General features: G+C 55.5%; 18 protein-coding genes. 15 read left to right on the top strand and 3 right to left on the bottom strand.

The window, feature by feature from the left end; all coding sequences use genetic code 11:
- Positions 1-33 precede the first annotated feature (33 nt).
- From dapB to IEV29_RS12065, 14 genes are all read left to right on the top strand, one after another.
- Positions 34-840: a 4-hydroxy-tetrahydrodipicolinate reductase gene (gene dapB / locus IEV29_RS12130; RefSeq protein WP_188381550.1), complete on the top strand. Its 807-nt coding sequence runs from the start codon at positions 34-36 to the stop codon at positions 838-840.
- Positions 841-882: 42 nt separating this feature from the next.
- Positions 883-1,584, top strand: coding sequence for a MotA/TolQ/ExbB proton channel family protein (locus IEV29_RS12125; protein WP_188381549.1), 702 nt, complete (start codon positions 883-885; stop codon positions 1,582-1,584).
- On the top strand, positions 1,581-2,006 hold the full coding sequence (locus IEV29_RS12120) for an ExbD/TolR family protein (RefSeq protein WP_188381548.1): 426 nt from the start codon (positions 1,581-1,583) through the stop codon (positions 2,004-2,006). Before IEV29_RS12125 ends, IEV29_RS12120 begins: the two co-directional genes overlap by 4 nt.
- Positions 2,006-2,332, top strand: coding sequence for a barstar family protein (locus IEV29_RS12115; protein ID WP_188381547.1), 327 nt, complete (start codon positions 2,006-2,008; stop codon positions 2,330-2,332). The genes IEV29_RS12120 and IEV29_RS12115 overlap by 1 nt, the downstream gene beginning before the upstream one ends.
- Before the next feature lie 127 nt (positions 2,333-2,459).
- On the top strand, positions 2,460-5,105 hold the full coding sequence (leuS, locus tag IEV29_RS12110) for a leucine--tRNA ligase (RefSeq protein WP_188381546.1): 2,646 nt from the start codon (positions 2,460-2,462) through the stop codon (positions 5,103-5,105).
- A 50-nt stretch (positions 5,106-5,155) separates the two neighbouring features.
- The gene (locus IEV29_RS12105) at positions 5,156-5,683 is read left to right on the top strand and encodes an LPS-assembly lipoprotein LptE (RefSeq protein ID WP_188381545.1); all 528 of its coding nucleotides are present in this window, start codon (positions 5,156-5,158) and stop codon (positions 5,681-5,683) included.
- 15 nt (positions 5,684-5,698) lie between these two features.
- Positions 5,699-6,715 (top strand): DNA polymerase III subunit delta, encoded by a 1,017-nt coding sequence (holA, locus tag IEV29_RS12100; protein WP_188381544.1) that lies wholly within the window; start codon positions 5,699-5,701, stop codon positions 6,713-6,715.
- A 96-nt stretch (positions 6,716-6,811) separates the two neighbouring features.
- Positions 6,812-8,077 carry a glutamate-5-semialdehyde dehydrogenase gene (locus IEV29_RS12095; RefSeq protein WP_188381543.1) on the top strand — a complete coding sequence of 422 codons (1,266 nt, stop codon included), beginning with the start codon at positions 6,812-6,814 and terminating at the stop codon, positions 8,075-8,077.
- An 83-nt stretch (positions 8,078-8,160) separates the two neighbouring features.
- Positions 8,161-8,568, top strand: a complete 408-nt coding sequence (locus IEV29_RS12090) for a CopD family protein (RefSeq protein WP_188381542.1) — start codon at positions 8,161-8,163, stop codon at positions 8,566-8,568.
- Positions 8,569-8,613: 45 nt separating this feature from the next.
- Positions 8,614-9,216, top strand: coding sequence for a 2-hydroxychromene-2-carboxylate isomerase (locus tag IEV29_RS12085; protein ID WP_188381541.1), 603 nt, complete (start codon positions 8,614-8,616; stop codon positions 9,214-9,216).
- 120 nt (positions 9,217-9,336) lie between these two features.
- Positions 9,337-10,581: a THUMP domain-containing class I SAM-dependent RNA methyltransferase gene (locus IEV29_RS12080; protein ID WP_373868135.1), complete on the top strand. Its 1,245-nt coding sequence runs from the start codon at positions 9,337-9,339 to the stop codon at positions 10,579-10,581.
- A 143-nt stretch (positions 10,582-10,724) separates the two neighbouring features.
- A complete protein-coding gene (locus IEV29_RS12075; RefSeq protein ID WP_229726375.1) occupies positions 10,725-12,197 on the top strand; it encodes an NAD-dependent succinate-semialdehyde dehydrogenase in 1,473 nt (490 codons plus the stop codon).
- Between the two features lie 3 nt (positions 12,198-12,200).
- Positions 12,201-13,439 (top strand): multidrug effflux MFS transporter, encoded by a 1,239-nt coding sequence (locus tag IEV29_RS12070; RefSeq protein ID WP_188381539.1) that lies wholly within the window; start codon positions 12,201-12,203, stop codon positions 13,437-13,439.
- Positions 13,440-13,533: 94 nt separating this feature from the next.
- On the top strand, positions 13,534-14,514 hold the full coding sequence (locus IEV29_RS12065; protein ID WP_229726374.1) for a sensor domain-containing diguanylate cyclase: 981 nt from the start codon (positions 13,534-13,536) through the stop codon (positions 14,512-14,514).
- 61 nt (positions 14,515-14,575) lie between these two features.
- On the opposite strand, the gene IEV29_RS12060 is transcribed toward IEV29_RS12065, so the two are convergent.
- Positions 14,576-15,976 (bottom strand): patatin-like phospholipase family protein, encoded by a 1,401-nt coding sequence (locus tag IEV29_RS12060; RefSeq protein ID WP_188381538.1) that lies wholly within the window; start codon positions 15,974-15,976, stop codon positions 14,576-14,578.
- A 187-nt stretch (positions 15,977-16,163) separates the two neighbouring features.
- On the opposite strand from IEV29_RS12060, the gene IEV29_RS12055 reads away from it, so the two are divergent.
- Positions 16,164-16,487 (top strand): hypothetical protein, encoded by a 324-nt coding sequence (locus tag IEV29_RS12055; protein ID WP_188381537.1) that lies wholly within the window; start codon positions 16,164-16,166, stop codon positions 16,485-16,487.
- Between the two features lie 89 nt (positions 16,488-16,576).
- Here IEV29_RS12055 and IEV29_RS12050 read toward each other — a convergent pair whose 3' ends face one another.
- Positions 16,577-18,085, bottom strand: a complete 1,509-nt coding sequence (locus tag IEV29_RS12050) for a UdgX family uracil-DNA binding protein (protein WP_188381536.1) — start codon at positions 18,083-18,085, stop codon at positions 16,577-16,579.
- A 2-nt stretch (positions 18,086-18,087) separates the two neighbouring features.
- Positions 18,088-19,314: a putative DNA modification/repair radical SAM protein gene (locus IEV29_RS12045; RefSeq protein WP_188381535.1), complete on the bottom strand. Its 1,227-nt coding sequence runs from the start codon at positions 19,312-19,314 to the stop codon at positions 18,088-18,090.
- Positions 19,315-19,652 lie beyond the last annotated feature (338 nt).

Genomic DNA, 19,652 nt, shown 5'->3' with positions numbered 1-19,652 from the left:
GAATAATTTCATTACGCCGTTCTCCAAGCAGTCATGACTCCATTGAAAATCGCAGTTGCCGGCGCGTCCGGCCGCATGGGCCAGATGCTGGTCGATGCCATTCAGAATGCACCGGATACCACACTGGCCGGCGCCATTGATATTCCATCATCGCCGGCCATCGGCACCGATGCGGCCGCCTTTCTGGGGAAACCTGCCGGCATTGCGATCGAATCCAACCTTGCGAAAGGTCTGGCCAATGCCACATTCCTGATCGACTTTACACGTCCGGAAGGCACGCTTACGCATCTGGAGTATTGCGCTGCGCACGGCATCAAGATGATCATCGGCACGACCGGTTTCGACGCTGCGGGCAAAGAAGCCATCGCAAAGGCCGCTGAGAAAACCGCAATCGTCTTTGCTCCCAACATGAGCGTGGGCGTCAATGTGACGATGAAGTTGCTGGAAATGGCTGCAAAGAATTTCTCCGAAGGCTACGACATCGAGATCATTGAAGCGCATCACCGTCACAAAGTCGATGCGCCATCCGGTACTGCAATCAAGATGGGCGAAGTCATCGCCGATGCGTTAGGCAAGGAATTGAATGACGTTGCCGTCTGGGCACGCGAGGGGGTGACCGGTGCGCGCGACCCATCGTCGATCGGTTTTGCGACCGTCCGCGGCGGCGACATCATTGGCGACCATACCGTGCTGTTTGCCGGTATTGGCGAACGCATCGAAATTTCGCACAAATCATCGAGCCGCGTCTCCTACGCAACCGGCAGCCTGCGCGCTGCACGCTTTCTCGCGGACAAGCAGACGGGTCTTTACGATATGCAGGATGTACTCGGCCTGCGCTGATAGCCTGCGCCAGGCAAACGTCATTCTGTAAAGGCGCGTGATATGGCAACGGCAACAAATCAGGGATTGGGACTCGCACATTACTGGGCGCAAGGCGATGCCGTTTCCCATACCGTTGCCTATATCCTGCTGGCCATGTCGGTCCTGAGCTGGTTTTACATCCTTTCAAAAAGCTGGAGTGCATGGCGCATTCGGCGCAGCGCATCGGCGCTGGAGCGCTTCTGGCAAGCACCCACGCTACCCGATGCCATCAACGGCTTACGGCTGGCCGATCCGGAGCATGTCTATATACCACTTGCCCTGCAAGCAACCGAGGCGGCCAATTTAAAGCAGCAGGCCGGCTCGCTCAATGCCGACACCGATCCGGGCGAGCTCCTCACGCGCACCTTGCGACGTGCAATCAACCGGGTGTCCGCGCGTCTGGAAAATGGTCTGACGCTTTTGGCTTCCGTTGGCGCAACGGCCCCCTTCGTCGGCCTGTTTGGTACGGTATGGGGGATTTATCACGCCTTGATCGCCGTCTCCGACGCTGGCACCGTGCAGATCGACAAAATCGCCGGACCAGTCGGAGAAGCACTCATCATGACAGCGCTGGGTCTAGCCGTGGCGATTCCTGCCGTACTCGGCTATAACGCCTTTGTCCGTATCAATCGGGTCACACTTGCGGAACTTGATGGTTTTGCGCACGATCTGCATGCCTATCTGACTATCGGCAAACGTATCGGACAGGAGGCCGTCACATGAGTTTCGGTGGTTTCGACGACCACCAGAAACCGTCCCCGATGGCGGAGATCAATGTCACGCCGATGGTGGACGTCATGCTGGTGCTTCTGGTGATCTTTATCCTTGCCGCACCTTTATTTACCCATGCCATCCGGCTGGAGCTGCCGAGCGCTGCCTCGGCACCTGCACCAACCGACACATCCACTGTCACGCTGTCAATTGATGCCAGCGGCAATCTATTCTGGAATGGCGAGATGGTGACACGCGAAGCACTTGAGCACCACTTTGCAGAGGCCGCGCAACAACAACCACAACCGCAATTGCAGCTGCGTGCCGACAAAGACACGCGTTACGATCTGCTGGCACAGCTCATGTCCTCGGCACAAGGCAAGGGACTGACTCGCCTTGGCTTCGTCACCGAACAACCGACAGGAAACAAGTAATGGCGACCGTTCAGCTTGACGGCACCCAGATCAAAGACTGGCCATCCTTCCACCGGATTTGCCGGGATGCCTTCGGCTTTCCGGACTTTTACGGCAATAACATGGATGCCTGGGTCGATTGCATGAGTTATCTGCGTGACGACGATGGCATGACACGTTTCAAATTGCAGAAAAATGAAATCCTGACCATTACCGTCAGCAATGCCGCCGCCCTGCGCACTGCGGCGCCGGATATCCTCGACGATCTGCAATTCTGCATTGAGGCGATTAATGATCGTTATACCGATTATGGTGAAAAAGCCGCACTGATACTCAAACTGGCCTGAAGACACTTCCACGCTGTTCCTGCCTGCGGCCGCTGTCATCGGAAGGGGCGAAACGTTATAATCATGCCTTTGACGCTTTCACGGCGTTTTGCACTCCTTTTCATTCATTTCTTTGGCTTCATCCGTCATGCAAGATAAATACAGCCCCGCCGACGTAGAAAAATCGGCGCACGACCATTGGCAATCCATTGACGCCTACAAGGCCATCGAAAACGCCAAGGACAAGAACGGCAAGGACAAGAAAAAATTCTACGCATGCTCGATGCTGCCGTATCCATCCGGCAAGCTGCATATGGGTCATGTGCGCAATTACACGATCAACGACGTGATGTATCGCTATCTGCGCATGAGCGGCTATAACGTACTGATGCCGATGGGTTGGGATGCGTTCGGCATGCCGGCAGAAAATGCGGCGATGCAGAACAATGTGCCTCCAGCGCAATGGACCTACTCGAACATCGAATACATGAAGACGCAGATGGCGTCGATGGGGCTGGCAATCGACTGGTCACGCGAAATGACCGCATGCAAGCCCGAGTATTACAAGTGGAACCAGTGGATGTTCCTGAAGATGCTCGAGAAAGGCATCATCTACAAAAAGACCGGCACCGTGAACTGGGACCCGATCGACCAGACCGTGCTGGCCAATGAGCAAGTCATCGATGGTCGTGGCTGGCGCTCCGGCGCGCTGATCGAAAAACGCGAAATCCCGATGTACTACGCCCGCATCACCGATTACGCCGAAGAACTGCTCGATCACGTCGACAACAAGCTGCCGGGCTGGCCGGAACGCGTACGCATCATGCAATCCAACTGGATCGGCAAATCAACCGGTGTACGTTTCGCCTTCCCGCATGAAATCAAAGAAGACGGCAAACTGATCAATGAGGGCAAGCTGTGGGTCTTTACGACGCGTGCCGATACGATCAAAGGCGTAACCTTCTGTGCTGTGGCACCAGAACATGCACTGGCCACCTTCGCTGCCAAATCGAATCCGGAACTGGCGGACTTCATCGCCGAATGCAAACTCGGCAGTGTCATCGAAGCCGACATGGCAACGATGGAAAAGAAAGGCATGCCGACCGGCCTCTTCGTCAAGCATCCGCTGACCGGCGCACTGGTTGAAGTCTGGGTTGGCAACTATGTCTTGATCACATACGGCGATGGTGCCGTGATGGGTGTGCCTGCGCATGATGAACGCGACTTCGCCTTTGCACAGAAATACGCGTTGCCCATCCATCCGGTCATCGCGGTCGAAGGCAAGGAATTTTCAGAAGTATCGTGGCACGACTGGTACGGCGACAAGGAAAACGGTCGCTGTGTCAATTCCGGTAAGTACGATGGCCTCAACTATCAGCAGGCCGTCGATGCCATCGCTGCCGATCTGGCCGAGATGGGGCTGGGCGAGAAAAAAATCACCTATCGTTTGCGCGACTGGGGCATTTCGCGGCAACGCTACTGGGGCACGCCGATTCCGATGATCAACTGCCCGGACTGCGGTTCAGTCCCAGTGCCAGAGAAGGATTTGCCGGTCGTCTTGCCGGAAGATTGCGTACCGGATGGCAGCGGCAATCCGCTCAACAAGCATGAAGCTTTCCTCAAGTGCGATTGCCCGCAATGTGGCAAGCCTGCACGTCGCGAAACCGACACGATGGATACCTTCGTCGATTCCTCGTGGTACTTCATGCGCTATTGCTCGCCAGGCTCGAATGATGCGATGGTCGATAGCCGCAATGACTATTGGATGCCAATGGACCAGTACATCGGTGGCATTGAGCACGCGGTATTGCATTTGCTGTACGCACGCTTCTGGACCAAGGTCATGCGTGACTTTGGCTTGGTCAAGTTCGACGAACCTTTCGTCAATCTGCTGACGCAAGGCATGGTACTCAACGAAACGTACTATCGCGAAGACGCAAGCGGCAAGAAGACCTGGTTCAATCCGGCCGATGTCGAATTGACCTTTGACGACAAGGGTCGTCCACTGTCGGCGATCTTGTCCAGCGACAAGCAGGCTGTCGAAATCGGCGGTACGGAAAAAATGTCGAAGTCCAAGAACAACGGCATTGATCCGCAAGCGCAGATCGAGCAGTACGGTGCCGACACCGCACGTCTGTTCACCATGTTTGCCGCTCCGCCGGAACAAACTCTGGAATGGTCAGGTACGGGAGTTGAAGGAGCGAATCGTTTCCTGCGCCGGGTCTGGTCCTTCTGTCATGCGCAAGCCGCCCAAGTTACAGCAGCCTCGACCACTGACCTTGCAACATTGACGGAAGCGCAAAAAACCTTGCGCCGTGAAGTTCACAAGATCCTGCAACAGGCGGATCACGATTACAAACGTATCCAGTACAACACCGTCGTTTCTGCCTGCATGAAAATGCTGAACACGCTGGAAGGCGCGAAACTCGACGACTCCGCGGCATCCAATGCCGTGATTGCGGAAGGGATCTCGATTTTTCTGCGTATCCTGAATCCCGTTGCGCCGCACATCACACACGTGCTCTGGCAGGAGCTTGGCTACGTCAATCAGTTCGGTGACATTCTGGATGCACCATGGCCGCAAGTCGATGCGGCGGCACTGGAGCAAGCGGACATTACACTGATGATCCAAATCAACGGCAAGCTGCGCGGCAGTATCGTCGTGGCGAAGGATGCAGATAAAGCCACGATCGAGGCTGCCGCCCTTGCCAGTGAAGGTGTGCAGAGATTTCTGGAAGGCACACCGAAAAAGATCATCGTGGTTCCGGGAAAACTGGTCAATATTGTTGCCTGACCCTTGTTGCCAGTTGCTGGCATGACGCTCATTCAAACGCAGGACTCAAGATGCTGAAAAAACGCCGCCTTCTCTGCCTCGCATTAGGCTCCACCTCGCTCTTGACTGCGTGCGGGTTCAAGCTGCGCGGATCTTTGCTGGGAAACGATCTGCCTTTCAAGACCTTGTACATCGAGATTCCACCCACCTCAACTTTGGGTGTAGAACTGCGTCGCAACATTCGAGGCAGTGGAGAGGTGCAGCTCAAGGAAATCCGTGAAGAAGCAGAAGCCATTCTGGCCGTGACTAGCGAAACGCGGGAGAAAGTGATTCTTTCCTTGAATAGCCAAGGCCGCGTACGTGAATTTGCCATCCACTACCGCGTTACGATTCGCGTACTCGACAACAAGAATGCTGAATTGCTGCCTCCGACGCAGATCTCCCTGCGCCGCGACATCACGTATAACGAAAATCAGGTGCTGGCCAAGGAAGCCGAGGAAGTCATGCTGTACAAGGACATGCAATCCGATGCCGTGCAACAGATTCTCCGGCGCGTTGCATCCATTCAGCGTCCGACTTCCGCTGCAACGCCACAATAGGTCAAGCAGCCAACCATGCAATTGCGGCCTGACGCACTCGACGCGCATCTGGCGAAACCGCTGGCGGCTCTGTACGTCATCACCAGTGATGAACATTTGCTGGCTCTCGAAGCAGCCGACAAGATTCGCAAAGCGGCACGCACACAAGGTTTGACAGAGCGTGAAGTCCTGATCGTCGAACGCAGCTTCAAATGGGGCGAGTTGCTGGCAGCCAATCAGTCACAATCCCTGTTTGGTGATCGCAAGCTGATCGAATTGCGCATCCCCACCGGCAAACCCGGCAAGGATGGTGGCAAGGCACTGCAAGACTATGCAGCATCCTTGAGTCCGGACAATGTCACCCTGATCACCTTACCCAAACTCGACTGGCAAACGCAGAAAGCTGCCTGGGTATCCAGCCTGCAATCAGCCGGCGTCTATATCGACATTCCACTGATTGAACGCAATCAGCTTCCTGCCTGGCTGGGTACGCGTCTCGCAGCGCAAAAACAGAGTGCCAGTCGTGAATGTCTGGATTTCATAGCGGACCGCGTCGAGGGCAATCTGCTGGCAGCCCATCAGGAAGTACGCAAGCTGGCGCTGCTGTATCCGGAAGGCCAGCTCAGTTTTGAACAAGTGCATGATGCCGTATTGAATGTTGCGCGTTACGACGTTTTCAAACTCAATGAAGCCATGCTCTCCGGCGATGCGGCACGTCTGGTGCGTATGCTGGAAGGCCTCAAGGGTGAAGGCGAAGCGCTACCGCTTGTTTTGTGGGCTGTCGCAGAAGAAATCCGTACCTTGTTAAAACTCAAAGCAGGTGTTGCACAAGGACGGCCGTTGCCGCAACTGTTGAAAGAAGCACGTATCTGGGGACCACGAGAACGCCTGATGGAACCCGCCCTGCGCCGCCTGAAACTTGCCACGCTGGAAGCTGCGCTGCAGGAAGCCGCACAAATCGATAAGATGGTGAAAGGTTTACGCGCCAAGGCTTTCAGCGGCGATGCATGGGATGCGATGCTGCAACTTGGATTAAAAATCGCTCGCGGCTAGACTCGATCAACACTGGCTACAGGTGTTTTTCTCCCAGTCAGCCCCATCTAACGTAAGCAGTAGCAAATACTTGTCAGATCAACCATTGTTATGACCATGGACATCAAGCAATACATGAAGGAAATCGGCGAACGTGCCCGTCAGGCATCGCACGCCATGGCCAAAGCCGACAGCGCAGCCAAGAACAAGGCATTGCTGCTGATCGCCGCAGCAATCCGCCGCGATGCCGACGCATTGCGAGCCGCCAACAAACTGGATCTGGATGCCGCACGTGCCAATGGTCTGGAACCGGCAATGCTGGATCGTCTGACCTTGTCCGATAAGGCGATTGCCACGATGGCAGAAGGTCTGGAGCAAATCGTCGCCCTGCCTGATCCAATCGGTGAAATCTCGAACATGAAGGTTCGGCCAACCGGCATACAGATCGGGCAGATGCGCGTGCCACTCGGCGTCATCGGCATCATTTATGAAGCGCGCCCCAATGTGACAGTCGATGCAGCGGGTCTCTGCATCAAAAGCGGCAATGCAACGATCTTGCGTGGTGGCTCAGAAGCCATTCACTGCAACCAGGCATTGGCCAAGCTGGTCAAGGAAGGCTTGTCGGGAGCAGGTCTGCCACAGGACGCCGTCCAAGTTGTTGAAACAACCGATCGCGCAGCCGTCGGCGAACTGATCACCATGACAGAGTATGTGGATGTCATCGTGCCGCGCGGCGGCAAGGGACTGATCGCGCGTCTGATGGCGGATGGCACGGTTCCCATGATCAAGCATCTGGATGGCATCTGCCACGTCTATATCGACGACAAAGCTGACCCGAAAAAGGCACTCGACGTGTCGTTCAATGCCAAGTGCCATCGTTACGGCACCTGCAACACGATGGAAACCCTGCTGGTTTCACGTAGTGTTGCAGCACAGATTTTGCCCGAGCTCGCCAAGTTGTACGCCACGAAGGACGTCGAGTTGCGCTGTGACGATGAAGCCAAGGCAATACTGCAAGGCTATGCGCATCTGGCATCAGCTACGGAAGAAGACTGGTCCACCGAATATCTGGCCCCCATTCTTGCGATCAAGACCGTGGCCGATGTCGATGAAGCCATTGCGCACATCAACAAATATTCTTCCAAACATACGGATGCCATCATTACGGAAGATTATTCCAAGGCAATGCAATTCCTGCGCGAAGTGGATTCCGCTTCGGTGATGGTCAATGCCTCGACGCGCTTTGCCGATGGCTTCGAATACGGACTGGGTGCGGAGATCGGCATCTCCAATGACAAGCTGCATGCCCGTGGCCCGGTCGGCCTCGAAGGGCTGACCTCGCTCAAATACGTCGTCTTTGGGCATGGGGAGGTTCGTGCCTGACCCGGAACGAGCAGCACTGCAACATCATGTTGTCTTGCAAGGCAATCGCGTGACGCAATCCATCTTCAAACAGGACAGCTGACATGCTCTGGATCAAGGCACTCCATATCGTCTTCATCACCTCGTGGTTTGCTGGCCTGTTTTACCTGCCGCGCATCTTCGTCAATCTGGCGATGGAAACCGATGTCAACGCGCATACGCGCCTGCTGCTGATGGCACGCAAGCTGTATCGATTCACGACAATGCTGGCGATACCGGCACTCGGCTTCGGTTTCTGGTTGATGAGTTATGGTTTTGGTGGCGGCTGGCTGCATGCCAAACTCGCCCTGGTCATCCTGGTCATTGGCTATCACCATGCATGCGGTTCATTACTGAAAAAATTCGAAAACGGCCTCAATCGTCGCAGCCATCAATGGTATCGCTGGTTTAATGAAGTGCCGGTCATTCTGTTGCTGGCCATCGTGATTCTGGTTGTCGTCAAACCATTTTGAGTTTCGCGTTATCCGATAGCGCTTTAGTGCCAATAAGGAAATGGAATGTCCAAGGTCTGTGAATACTACTTTGCACCGCAATCACCGTGGTCTTATTTCGGACATGCGCGTCTGATCGAACTGGCAAAGCGATACGAGGTGCAGATCGATATGAAGCCGATTGACCTATCACAACTGTATAACGCGGCTGGTGGCCTGCCTCTTGCCAAGCGGCCTCCGCAACGACAGGCCTATCGTCTGGTTGAACTCAGACGCTGGAGCGAGCATCTGGGCGTACCACTGAATCCGCAGCCGAAGTTTCCGCCGTTATCAGGCGATGCCGCAGCAAAACTGATCATCGCTGCCAAACTAACCCATGGCACCGATGCAGCGCTGGCGCTGACCGGCCAGATCATGCAGGCTTTCTGGACCGCTGACTGCAACATCATGGATAGCGCAACACTCATTGCACTTGCCAACGAGGCGGGCTACGACGGTGCGGCGTTAAGCAAAGCCTCCGAAACAGCCGCAGTCCAGAAAACATATGAGCAATTCACATCAGAAGCCATCGCTGCCAATGTATTTGGCGTGCCATGGTATGTCGTTGATGGCGAACCATTCTGGGGACAGGACAGGCTGGAATTTGTCGAGGCAGCATTCAAGAAGTAATCGGCCTAGGCGTCAAACGATGACGCACTGCCGCAACGACAAACTGTAATACAAAACAATGTCGATTCTCATCAGGAGGATTGACCTCACATTCAACAACGGACAAAGGGTTCTCCGCATATGACCGCTTCTATCTCTCTTTCTCATTCTTTCTTTTGCCCATGCCCACGCGGCATGGAAGCAGCACTCGCTGAAGAGCTCGACGAAATCGCACAGCTTGGTACCAGCAATGGCGGCAAACTCAAGGTACACAATCAGGTACCGGGCGGCGTACATTGCTCCGGCACCCTGGAAGACGCCATGCGCATGAATCTGCATTCGCGCATTGCCTCCCGGGTGCTCATGCGCATGGCCCATTCCCGCTATGTCAACGAAAACGATATTTACGACCGCACGCTGGAACAGCCGTGGGAAGACTGGTTTGGTATTCATCACACGATCCGGATCGATGTTACGGCCATCAAGTCACCACTGCGCAGTCTTGAATTCACGACACTGAAGATCAAGGATGGCATTTGCGATCGCTTCCGCGATCTGTGCGGCAAGCGCCCTTCCGTCGATACGCGTACACCGGATATGCGCATCGTCGGCTTTCTCGACGCCAACAACTTCACCCTGTACCTCGATACCTCTGGTGAAGCGCTGTTCAAGCGTGGCTGGCGCCTCGACACGGGCGATGCCCCGTTGCGTGAAAACCTTGCCGCCGGCCTGCTGCGCGTGGCTGGCTGGAAACCGGGGATACCGTTGTTCGATCCGATGTGCGGTTCCGGCACCATCCTGGCAGAAGCGGCGCAGATAGTCGCCGGCATCCCGCCAGGACTGCATCGTGAGTTCGCCTTTGAAAAATTCAACGAGGTCGATCAGACTGCCTGGCAAACCATCAAGGGCAGCATCAAACTGAATCCTCTGCCGACCGAGCCAACCATTTTCGGCAGTGACATTTCCGGCGACATGGTCAGCATGACGCGCAGCAATCTGAACAAGGCCGGTATCCACTTTGACGTGCCGCTCAAACAGATCGAGGCACAGGAAGTGAAAGCCCCGACTACCACGCCTGGCATTCTGCTGACCAATCCCCCGTACGGCGAGCGGATTGGTGTACGAGGTGATAAATCGCTGACCGACGATGATCTTGCGAAGGAATTCTTTAGCGATTTCAGCGCCACACTCAAACAGCGTTTTGCCGGCTGGTCGGTGTTTCTGTTCACCGCTGATCTGGGTGTACCAAAAATGCTGCGTCTGAAAGAATCCCGCAAGACCCCATTCTTCAATGGTGCACTGGAATGTCGCCTGTTCCGTTTCGACATGGTGGCTGGGTTCAATCGCCGTGAACAAGCCAAACCCAAGGATGTAACGGGCCATTAACCACAGGCATGCATCGGGACAGACCGTTGTCCCGATATTTTTTCTGCAACACACGTTTTACGATCTTGGTTCAGGGTGACCAAACGAACTGTCACTCCGACCGTTTGTCGCTACCCTGATTTTTTCTTTTCAGGAGAAACAGCATGATGCCCTTCCCTCCTTTGAAAGATCCTTTGCTGCAGCGCACGCAAGCCTATATCAACGGCCAGTGGGTGGATGGCATGCAATCCATGCAGGTCATCAACCCGGCCAACAATCGGGTCGTCGGCAACGTGCCGAATCTCTCGACTACCGAAACTGAGCGCGCCATCGCTGCAGCACAGGCCGCATTTCCGGCCTGGTCTGCCAAAACGGGGAAAGAACGTGCGGCGCTGATGCGCAAATGGTTTGATCTGATGACCGCCAGCACCGATGATCTGGCCATACTGATGACCGCCGAACAAGGCAAGCCATTGATCGAATCCAAAGGAGAGGTTGCCTACGGCGCCAGCTTTATCGAATGGTTTGCCGAAGAAGCCAAGCGTGTCAGCGGTGATGTGCTGGCATCGACATGGGCCAATCGTCGTACTGTCGTCATCAAGCAACCGGTCGGTGTCTGCGCTGCGATTACGCCGTGGAATTTTCCGATCTCCATGATCACACGCAAGATCGCACCGGCGGTAGCTGCCGGCTGCACCATCGTCATCAAACCCGCGGAACAGACACCACTCTCGGCACTGGCACTCGCCGAACTGGCGCATCGTGCCGGCATTCCCGCCGGCGTCATCAATGTCATTACCGCCGACGCCAGCAACTCGGTTGCCGTCGGCAAGGCATTGTGTGCAAGTCCGGTGGTACGCCATCTGTCATTCACGGGCTCCACGCCGGTCGGCCGCATCCTGATGGAACAATGCGCACCGACAGTCAAACGCATGGGACTGGAGCTGGGCGGCCATGCACCATTCATCGTGTTTGAAGATGCCGATCTGGATGCTGCCGTCAAAGGTGCCCTTGCATCCAAATATCGGAATGCCGGCCAGACCTGCGTTTGCACCAATCGTTTCTATGCACATGCCTCGATCTACGACGAGTTTGTACGCAAGCTGGCGGAAGGCGCGACCAAGATCAGAGTCGGCAACGGATTTGAACAGGGCGTCATGCAAGGCCCGCTGATCGACGACGCCGCCGTCACAAAGGTGGAACAGCATGTCAGTGATGCGCTTGCCAAAGGTGCGCGGCTGCTCACAGGCGGTCGTGTGCATCCTGAACTCGGTGGACGTTTTTATGAGCCGACGGTGCTGGCCGATACGCAAAAAGGCATGACCATTATGAGCGAAGAAACGTTCGGGCCGGTATCTGCCGTCACGCGTTTCTCCAGTGATGAGGAAGTCATTGCTGCGGCCAACGACAGCGAGTTTGGCCTGGCCAGCTATTTCTATTCGCGTGACATCGGGCGCGTCTGGCGTGTAGCCGAGCAACTGCAGTACGGCATGGTCGGTATCAACACCGGAGCCATCTCCAACGAAGTCGCACCATTTGGTGGTGTCAAGCAATCGGGGCTTGGGCGCGAAGGGTCCAAGTACGGCATGGACGAATATCTGGACATCAAATATCTGTGCATGGGCGGGATCGAGTAACGCATGACTGATCCGCAATCCACCAAGGAAGAACCACCGCTGGCGCTGCTCATCAGCAGTACGGCGCTGGCTGTCATGCTGGCGCTGTTGGCCATGCTCGGTCCGTTTTCGATCGATACATATCTGCCGGCGTTTCCTGCCATCCAGCAATCGCTGAATGCCACCGCGATCGAGATGCAGCAGACCTTGACGGTTTACATGTTCTCGTTTGCCGTGATGATCCTGTGGCACGGTGCCTTGTCTGATTCGTTTGGTCGTCGCAAGATCATTCTGGTATCGCTTGCCATTTTTGCCGCAGCGACGGCCGGCTGTGCGGTGTCCGACAGCATCGAGCATTTGTGGCTGTTTCGCATGCTGCAGGGGATCTCAGCCGGCGCGGGCGTGGTGATCGGTCGTGCCATCATTCGCGATCTGTACGAGGGTGCGGCCGCCGCGCGTCTGCTGTCGCTGGTCACGATGATTTTTTCCATCGCGCCGGCAATCGCCCCGATCATCGGCGGCTGGATCGTCAAACATCTCGACTGGCGCGCGATCTTTATCACGCTTTTCATCTATGCCGTTCTGCTATTGGTGTACTGCTGGCGTCGTTTGCCCGAATCCTTGCCGGTCACGCGCCGTCAGGCATTCAACCCCAGCATGCTGTACCGCAACTATCGTAACGTCTTCAGCTCCCTGTCTTTTCATTTGATCGGGGGCACGGTCGCCTTCAACTTTTCCGGCATGTTTCTTTATGTCGCGGCGGCACCGGTTTTTCTGGTCGAACATCTCGGGCTCGGTCCCGACCAGTTTGGCTGGCAATTCATCCCGACCGTGGCCGGCATTTTTTGCGGTGCGCTGACGGCCAACCGGCTGTCCGGAAGAATCCCGCTTACGCGCCAGATCTCGATCGGCTTTACCTTGCTCATTGGGGCTGCCTTGTTTAACGTGGGATATCACCTGTTCTTCCCGCCGCGCCTGCCATGGTCGGTGGCACCGCTATTCTTCTATACCTTTGGGATGTCGGTCGTCGCCCCGGTCGCAACACTGCTGGTCCTCGATCTGTTTCCCACCATTCGCGGCATTGTGGCATCGTGCCAGTCGTTTACCCAAACCCTGCTGGGCGCCGTGGTTGCCGGTGCGATTGCACCGTGCCTGTCCCATTCCGCCGTTGCCCTGGCGCTGGGTCAGCTTGCCTTTACCCTCACCGCGCTCGCCTTGTGGAACGGCCGCCGCCTTACGCTGCAACGAGGACCCGGTTTGTAGAATGCAACATCAGCGGCACATCGGCTGCACGTTTATTGCGTGCAGGCATGACTTTCGCTAAATTAATGCCCATTCAGCACGGCAGCCAATTGGCGTGCACATTTCACTTGAACCGGACAAACCGGGAGCAAACATGGTGCATGATTTCAGTTCAGCGACCAAAGAAACACTGCAGTTTCTTCATGCGACTTTCGGCTTCGATCTCTGGATGGTAACGAGAACGGAAGGCAACAACTGGATCGTTCTTGATGTGAAAAATACGCACTATGGCACCCGCCCGGGTGCCGTTTTCAATTGGACGGATTCACTTTGCTCGCGCATGGTGCGCGGTGAAGGTCCTCGTATCGCACCACGCGCCAGCGATGTGCAGATTTATCGCGAAGCGCCCATTGCCAGCCAGCTGAAAATCGGTGCCTATGTCGGCATCCCGCTCAAGCGGGCCGATGGTTCACTGTTTGGCACCCTGTGCGCGATTGATCCCGAACCGCAATCCGACGACATTTATCACGCCCAGAAATACATCGAATTACTGGCAGACTTGCTCAGCAGTCTGCTTCATACGGAACTGGCACTGGCCGACAGCATACGTCGTGCAGAACGGGCAGAAATCGACGCCGCTCGCGACAGTCTGACCTCGCTCTACAATCGTCGCGGGTGGGATCAGTTGCTGGAACGCGAGGAAGATCGCTCACGCCGCTATGGCAACCCTGCCGGCATCGTCATGATTGATCTGGATGACCTGAAAACTGTCAATGACACACAAGGGCACGATGCCGGTGACAAGTTGATCAAACGCGCCGCAACCACTATCCAGCGTGTCACACGTCAGAACGATGTCGTAGCGCGTATTGGCGGCGACGAATTTGCGATTCTCGCCATTGAATGCAGCGCCGACGATACGGAAATTCTCGTCAAGCGCGTCCGTGCCGGTCTGCAAGCTGCAGGCGTCAAGGCATCTATCGGTCACGCCAGCCGCCATCCGGAAAATGGTTTGCTGGCCACCGCGCGCGAAGCCGACATGCGCATGTATGCGGAGAAAAGGCAGCGCCACCTCGAACGCGCAACGCATTCCTGATGGTGCCTTGCTGACCACCCGGAAAGCAGCGCGCCGTCGCCACGCGCTCGACGCTCTTCGATCAGTCCTTCTTTCTGTGCGCATTCAAGTCACGCAGCAGTTGCTGAAAATCCGGCGATGCGTCCAGCAAGGTGGTTGCCGCACCGCGCAACTCCCGCACCGTAGCCTTGGGCAAGTAGAGCGAGGTCGGCACGTTCAGCAAGGCTTCTCTCTGCGCCTCATTCTCCATGTTTTTCAGGGCGATATTGATGTAATACATCTTCGGCATCGGACGACCATCCTTAGCCGCCATTTCTCTTGCCGATTCGCGCCAGCGATCAAAGGCCGTTTGCATGACACGTTCGGACTCCTGCGTATAACGCGCGATCGGGATATCGCCAATCGCGCGAATCACGTCCTTGAACCCCGGCACATCGGCACTGTGATCAATCGTATGGGTTGGATCATTCTGGGCGTTGACGACGACAAGCACAAACTTGTTGGCCTCTTCCAGACGAAAATCGCGCCGCACCTCATCGCCACCCATGACGGCTTCCAGATCGAGCAAACCGCGAATGCTCAGATTGTCAGCAAGGCCGCCATCCAGCAAATGAATGTACGGACGTTTTTCACGGTCTATGTAGCTGAGCAGCTCTCTGCTGCGTGCACGCGAAGCGGCCGCCAGCCGCCCACGTGAAGAAGAATCGGCAGCCAGCCGCATGCTGTCCGGCACCTGATAATCGCATTGCCCCGCATAGTTCCACAACGTCACCGGAGAAAACACCAGCGGTACCGCACTGGATGCTGCCACTGCACGCGAGAGGCGAAAAGTGTTGAGGTCCGAACAGATCAGATCGAATGTCTCTTGCGTGAAATCGAAACGCCCGCCGGTCGACATATCTGTTGCGCTGATGATGACAAACGGACCTTTGCGACCCGACGCCATATCGCCAAAGGTCGCCTTGTCGAACAAGACTTCATCGAGTTGCTCTTCCAGCAGATCGGAGCGGCCAAAACGTGGCGATGTCAGACGCCACTGGCTGGAAAGAGAAATCACCCGGCTGACGATCTTGTCCTGAAAATCCAGACTGAGGAAACGACTGTCGAAATCCTGCAATACACGTTCGCCATGCAAACCGTAGTAGGCCGCAAGAATCGATCCGCCCGACACGCCGTACACAAGATCGACCTCATCGAACAAGCGCATGCGCTTGCCATTGCTCTGAAAGCGTTGCCGCGCAAACTCTTCCAATACGCCGTAACCCAGTGCGGCCGAACGTGCACCACCACCCGAGAACATCAAGACCATGAAGATCTTGCCCTCACCCGGCTCGAGATTCGCCGAGGCAATACTGTAATCCTGGTCCGTATGTGCATGCGGCAACGGGTCGTTGATGTGGTAATGCACCAGACTGCAGCCACTCATCACGACAGCAGCAAGGAGAAGACAGAAAGCACGCCAGAGGCGGAGAGGGGGATTCATGCAGGCAGACGCAAAAAAGTGAGTCGTAACGTGACGGATAAGCTGCTCCGCATTATAGCCAGACGCTGTAACACACAGTTACACATCTGTATGCAATGTGGTCAACGTGCTGCGTTGGCACCACGTTATTGACAGTACGAGTTGACTGCAATTCGTACCCATTCACTTTAAAAAGAGAGAGCACAACATGAACAAACTGATCGCCACCCTGGTTTCTACCCTGTTCGCTTCTGCCGCCTTTGCGCAGGCACCTGCTACTCCTGTCACTCCGGCTCCGGCAACCGTCAAGGCGGAAGTCAAAGCGGAGAAAAAAGTGGCAAAAGCTGAAAAATCCGAGGCCAAAGTTGATGCCAAGGCAGATGCTAAGGTACACAAAGCAGAAGCCAAGGCGGAAGCCGATAAGGCAAAAGCACACGCCAAGGCTGAGAAAGAAAAAGCCAAGGCACATGCTCATACAACCGAAACCAAGGCCGATGCCGCAGCAGACGTTAAGGCATCTACGACCAAGTAAGCTGCAAAGCAAAAAGACAGGCACTGCCCGTCTTTTTTGCTGGATGACACCGTATCTTGCGTGGATTGGTCTTCGCACCGATGCACGCATTATGCGGTGTTGCTTTCCGTTTGTTTCTTCAGCTCAAGCTCTGCATTGTCTTTGCATGCAGCCAAAACACGCGCGCGTGAAAGCGCCCGTACCATTTCCTCAAATGCGGCACGTTGTTGATGCTCGTCAGTCACACGCAGGACAAAGGATGGATGATAGGTTGGCACAATCACGCATGACCTTTGCCTGATCTCCTGGCCCAGCATCTGTGTCAGTGTTGCCTTTGGTGATTTCAGTAGCGATTTCAAAGCCGTGCTACCCAGCGCGACAATAATATCTGGCTGCTGTTGCTCGATTTCCTGATCCAGCCAGATCATGCAGGCATCAATCTCAAGCTGAGCAGGTGTTTTATGCAAGCGACGCTTGCCACGTGGTTCCCATTTGAAATGCTTGACGGCATTCGTGATGTAAATCTGTTTTCGATCGATGCCGGCCTTCTGCAAAGCCTGATCAAGAATCTGTCCGGCAGGACCGACAAACGGGACACCAGCGAGATCCTCCTGATCACCCGGTTGTTCACCGACCAGCATGATGCGTGCGTCGCGCGGGCCGATGCCCGGCACCACCTGGGTTGCGTGACACCATAAGGTACAACGCTGACAGGCCTGCAATGCACTCGTTGTCGCCCGCTCAGGTTGCGCTGCATCGGCTGTTACCCGAATTTGCACGCCACGGCGTGCGCCGACGGATTCGGTCTGCGCAATACGTTGCGCGCCCGCTGCCGCACGACTGATCAGGTCGGGAATCAAAGTCGCCTCCGGCATGTTTTTCCAGTACCGAACGGGCATATGCAGTTCCATCGCCTGCGTATTCAAACGAGCCGGATTGAAGGTGCTGCGATAGTAGGCCAGCCATAACTGTTCTCCTTCATCCTCAACCTCGAGCGGGCCGGTCGCGGACGGCGGGCCTTGAAGCAAGGTTTGACCATCCCACACTGCTGTGGCTTGTGGCGTCGCGATCAGCCAGCTTGCCTTGCCCATGCGGCGCGCAAAGTGGACCGATACGCGCGGCAGCACATCATGCATCGGCTCAAACCAGGCAACAAATCTCGGCGCGCCCAACTCGATCGCTCGTTCCCGAAAGCGCAGAAAGGCATTCATCTTGTGCGCCTCGCGGTGTACGGTCTTGGCCATGGCGTGCAAACGTCGCCCATCTTCATCGGCTGCAGACATCACTGCCCGCTCGCCATGATGCCAGCGCCATACAACACGATACAAAAACGCCCAGCGATCATCTGCACGAAAACAGGCAGCCCCCGCCAGCAATTCCATCAGAGCGCGAGGCATACGCAGACTCGGTACCTGTGATCCGGTTTCCTTGGCATCAGAAGAACGCATTGTGGGGGCCGCAAGGGGCAGCAATCCCTCAAACAAGTCCGCAACATCTCGCGAAGCGGATTGCCATTGCAGCTCATGCGGCGGCAGTCCCTGAGCAATCAGCAGACGCGTGGCATCACGCCATGCCTCAAAGCTATCAACTGCAACAGTCTGCCTCGTCAACGACGTCATGACTATGCCTGCAGCGCGGGGAACAGATTCATCTGCGTCGGCTGCTCAGCCATGGCACGACGCAAGACGTCGGATGGTGTCGTATCGCGCGTCGGTCGATAATCAGCAGTAATGATGAATGGCTTGAGCTTCTCCATGCTGCAGCGCATGCGTGCCAGATCAGCGTAGCGTACACGTCGCGACATGCGAAGATGCACGATGCGGTCCGCATTGCGCAGACCGATCCCCGGAATACGCGCAATCATGCTTTTATCTGCCTTGTTGATATCCATCGGAAAGTGCTCCCGATGCGCAAGTGCCCATGCCAGTTTGGGATCAATATCAAGTGCCAGATTGCCGGTTGTCGGCAAGAGCTCCTGTGCCTGAAACCCGTAGCTTCGTACCAGAAAATCGGCTTGATACAGGCGATGCTCACGCAGCATCGGTGGCGGCTTCAATGGCACGCTCTTGGGGCTTTGCGGAATCGGACTGAAGGCCGAGTAATACACGCGCTTCAATTTGTATGAACTGTAGAGCGTTTCGGCCGTCGCCAGAATGGTGCTGTCATCCGTTTGGTCGGCACCCACAATCATTTGCGTGCTTTGTCCGGCCGGTGCAAATTTCGGCCCACGTGGCTCCGCCTTTTTTTCATCAAGCCGATGACGAATCGAGGCCATCGCCAGCTTGATCGTATGGACTTTCTTTTCCGGGGCCAGGCGTTCCACGCTATCGGCGGTGGGCAACTCGATATTCACACTCAAACGATCGGCATACCGTCCAGCCAGTTCGATCAATTTGGGATCCGCATCCGGAATCGTCTTCAGATGGATGTAGCCTCGGAACTGATGCACCTCGCGCAAACGGCGCGCAATCTCCACCAATTGCTCCATGGTGTAATCCGGCGACTGAATAATGCCGGAACTCAAAAACAATCCGTCGATGTAATTGCGCAGATAAAAATCGGTCGTCAGCCGCACCACTTCTTCCACGCTGAAGCGTGCACGTGGCACGTTACTGCTACGACGATTGACGCAATATTGACAATCGTAGATACAAAAATTGGTCAGCAAGATTTTGAGCAAGGAAATGCAACGTCCGTCCGGCGTATAACTGTGACAAATGCCGACACCCGTCGTCGCCCCCAGTCCATCTTTGCCAATCGATGCGCGCCTGGGTGCGCCACTGCTCGCACAGGAGGCATCATATTTGGCGGCGTCGGCCAACACTTCCAGTTTGGCTGCAAGATCCATAGGATAATTTAACTGTATATATATACAGTATTATAGGCGGCTGCTTTTGAAAATACACCAGCAAATCCGCCTTTTTGACGATGCTAAAATGCTAATTACACGACCGATTATTGCGATATTGCAATCGAAGTCTGGCGGGGGGGGGCGTGCCGTAATTCATTTTTTAGGGTGGCAAGCCGGCAGCTACGTGCGGTTTTTCGCAGGAATCCGCTGTTTTGCACGCAATGAGTGCGTATTCAGGTTCAAAAATTGCATCCTCCACAAGACCGTTTGGCTTAGGCTTAAGGCAACTTTTTGCAGTTGCATCAGCCAAAGCCGGGGAATGCCTTAGATGAGGT

Source organism: Oxalicibacterium faecigallinarum (assembly GCF_014635705.1).
GTDB lineage: Bacteria > Pseudomonadota > Gammaproteobacteria > Burkholderiales > Burkholderiaceae_D > Oxalicibacterium > Oxalicibacterium faecigallinarum.
This window is presented reverse-complemented; position numbering and strand designations above follow the sequence as displayed.

Excerpts from the sequence above, each read along its gene's own strand:
- dapB (WP_188381550.1), top strand. The coding sequence starts at position 34 with ATGACTCCATTGAAAATCGCAGTTGCCGGCGCGTCCGGCCGCATGGGC.
- IEV29_RS12125 (WP_188381549.1), top strand. The coding sequence starts at position 883 with ATGGCAACGGCAACAAATCAGGGATTGGGACTCGCACATTACTGGGCG.
- IEV29_RS12120 (WP_188381548.1), top strand. The coding sequence starts at position 1,581 with ATGAGTTTCGGTGGTTTCGACGACCACCAGAAACCGTCCCCGATGGCG.
- IEV29_RS12115 (WP_188381547.1), top strand. The coding sequence starts at position 2,006 with ATGGCGACCGTTCAGCTTGACGGCACCCAGATCAAAGACTGGCCATCC.
- leuS (WP_188381546.1), top strand. The coding sequence starts at position 2,460 with ATGCAAGATAAATACAGCCCCGCCGACGTAGAAAAATCGGCGCACGAC.
- IEV29_RS12105 (WP_188381545.1), top strand. The coding sequence starts at position 5,156 with ATGCTGAAAAAACGCCGCCTTCTCTGCCTCGCATTAGGCTCCACCTCG.
- holA (WP_188381544.1), top strand. The coding sequence starts at position 5,699 with ATGCAATTGCGGCCTGACGCACTCGACGCGCATCTGGCGAAACCGCTG.
- IEV29_RS12095 (WP_188381543.1), top strand. The coding sequence starts at position 6,812 with ATGGACATCAAGCAATACATGAAGGAAATCGGCGAACGTGCCCGTCAG.
- IEV29_RS12090 (WP_188381542.1), top strand. The coding sequence starts at position 8,161 with ATGCTCTGGATCAAGGCACTCCATATCGTCTTCATCACCTCGTGGTTT.
- IEV29_RS12085 (WP_188381541.1), top strand. The coding sequence starts at position 8,614 with ATGTCCAAGGTCTGTGAATACTACTTTGCACCGCAATCACCGTGGTCT.
- IEV29_RS12080 (WP_373868135.1), top strand. The coding sequence starts at position 9,337 with ATGACCGCTTCTATCTCTCTTTCTCATTCTTTCTTTTGCCCATGCCCA.
- IEV29_RS12075 (WP_229726375.1), top strand. The coding sequence starts at position 10,725 with ATGATGCCCTTCCCTCCTTTGAAAGATCCTTTGCTGCAGCGCACGCAA.
- IEV29_RS12070 (WP_188381539.1), top strand. The coding sequence starts at position 12,201 with ATGACTGATCCGCAATCCACCAAGGAAGAACCACCGCTGGCGCTGCTC.
- IEV29_RS12060 (WP_188381538.1), bottom strand. The coding sequence starts at position 15,976 with ATGAATCCCCCTCTCCGCCTCTGGCGTGCTTTCTGTCTTCTCCTTGCT.
- IEV29_RS12055 (WP_188381537.1), top strand. The coding sequence starts at position 16,164 with ATGAACAAACTGATCGCCACCCTGGTTTCTACCCTGTTCGCTTCTGCC.
- IEV29_RS12050 (WP_188381536.1), bottom strand. The coding sequence starts at position 18,085 with ATGACGTCGTTGACGAGGCAGACTGTTGCAGTTGATAGCTTTGAGGCA.
- IEV29_RS12045 (WP_188381535.1), bottom strand. The coding sequence starts at position 19,314 with ATGGATCTTGCAGCCAAACTGGAAGTGTTGGCCGACGCCGCCAAATAT.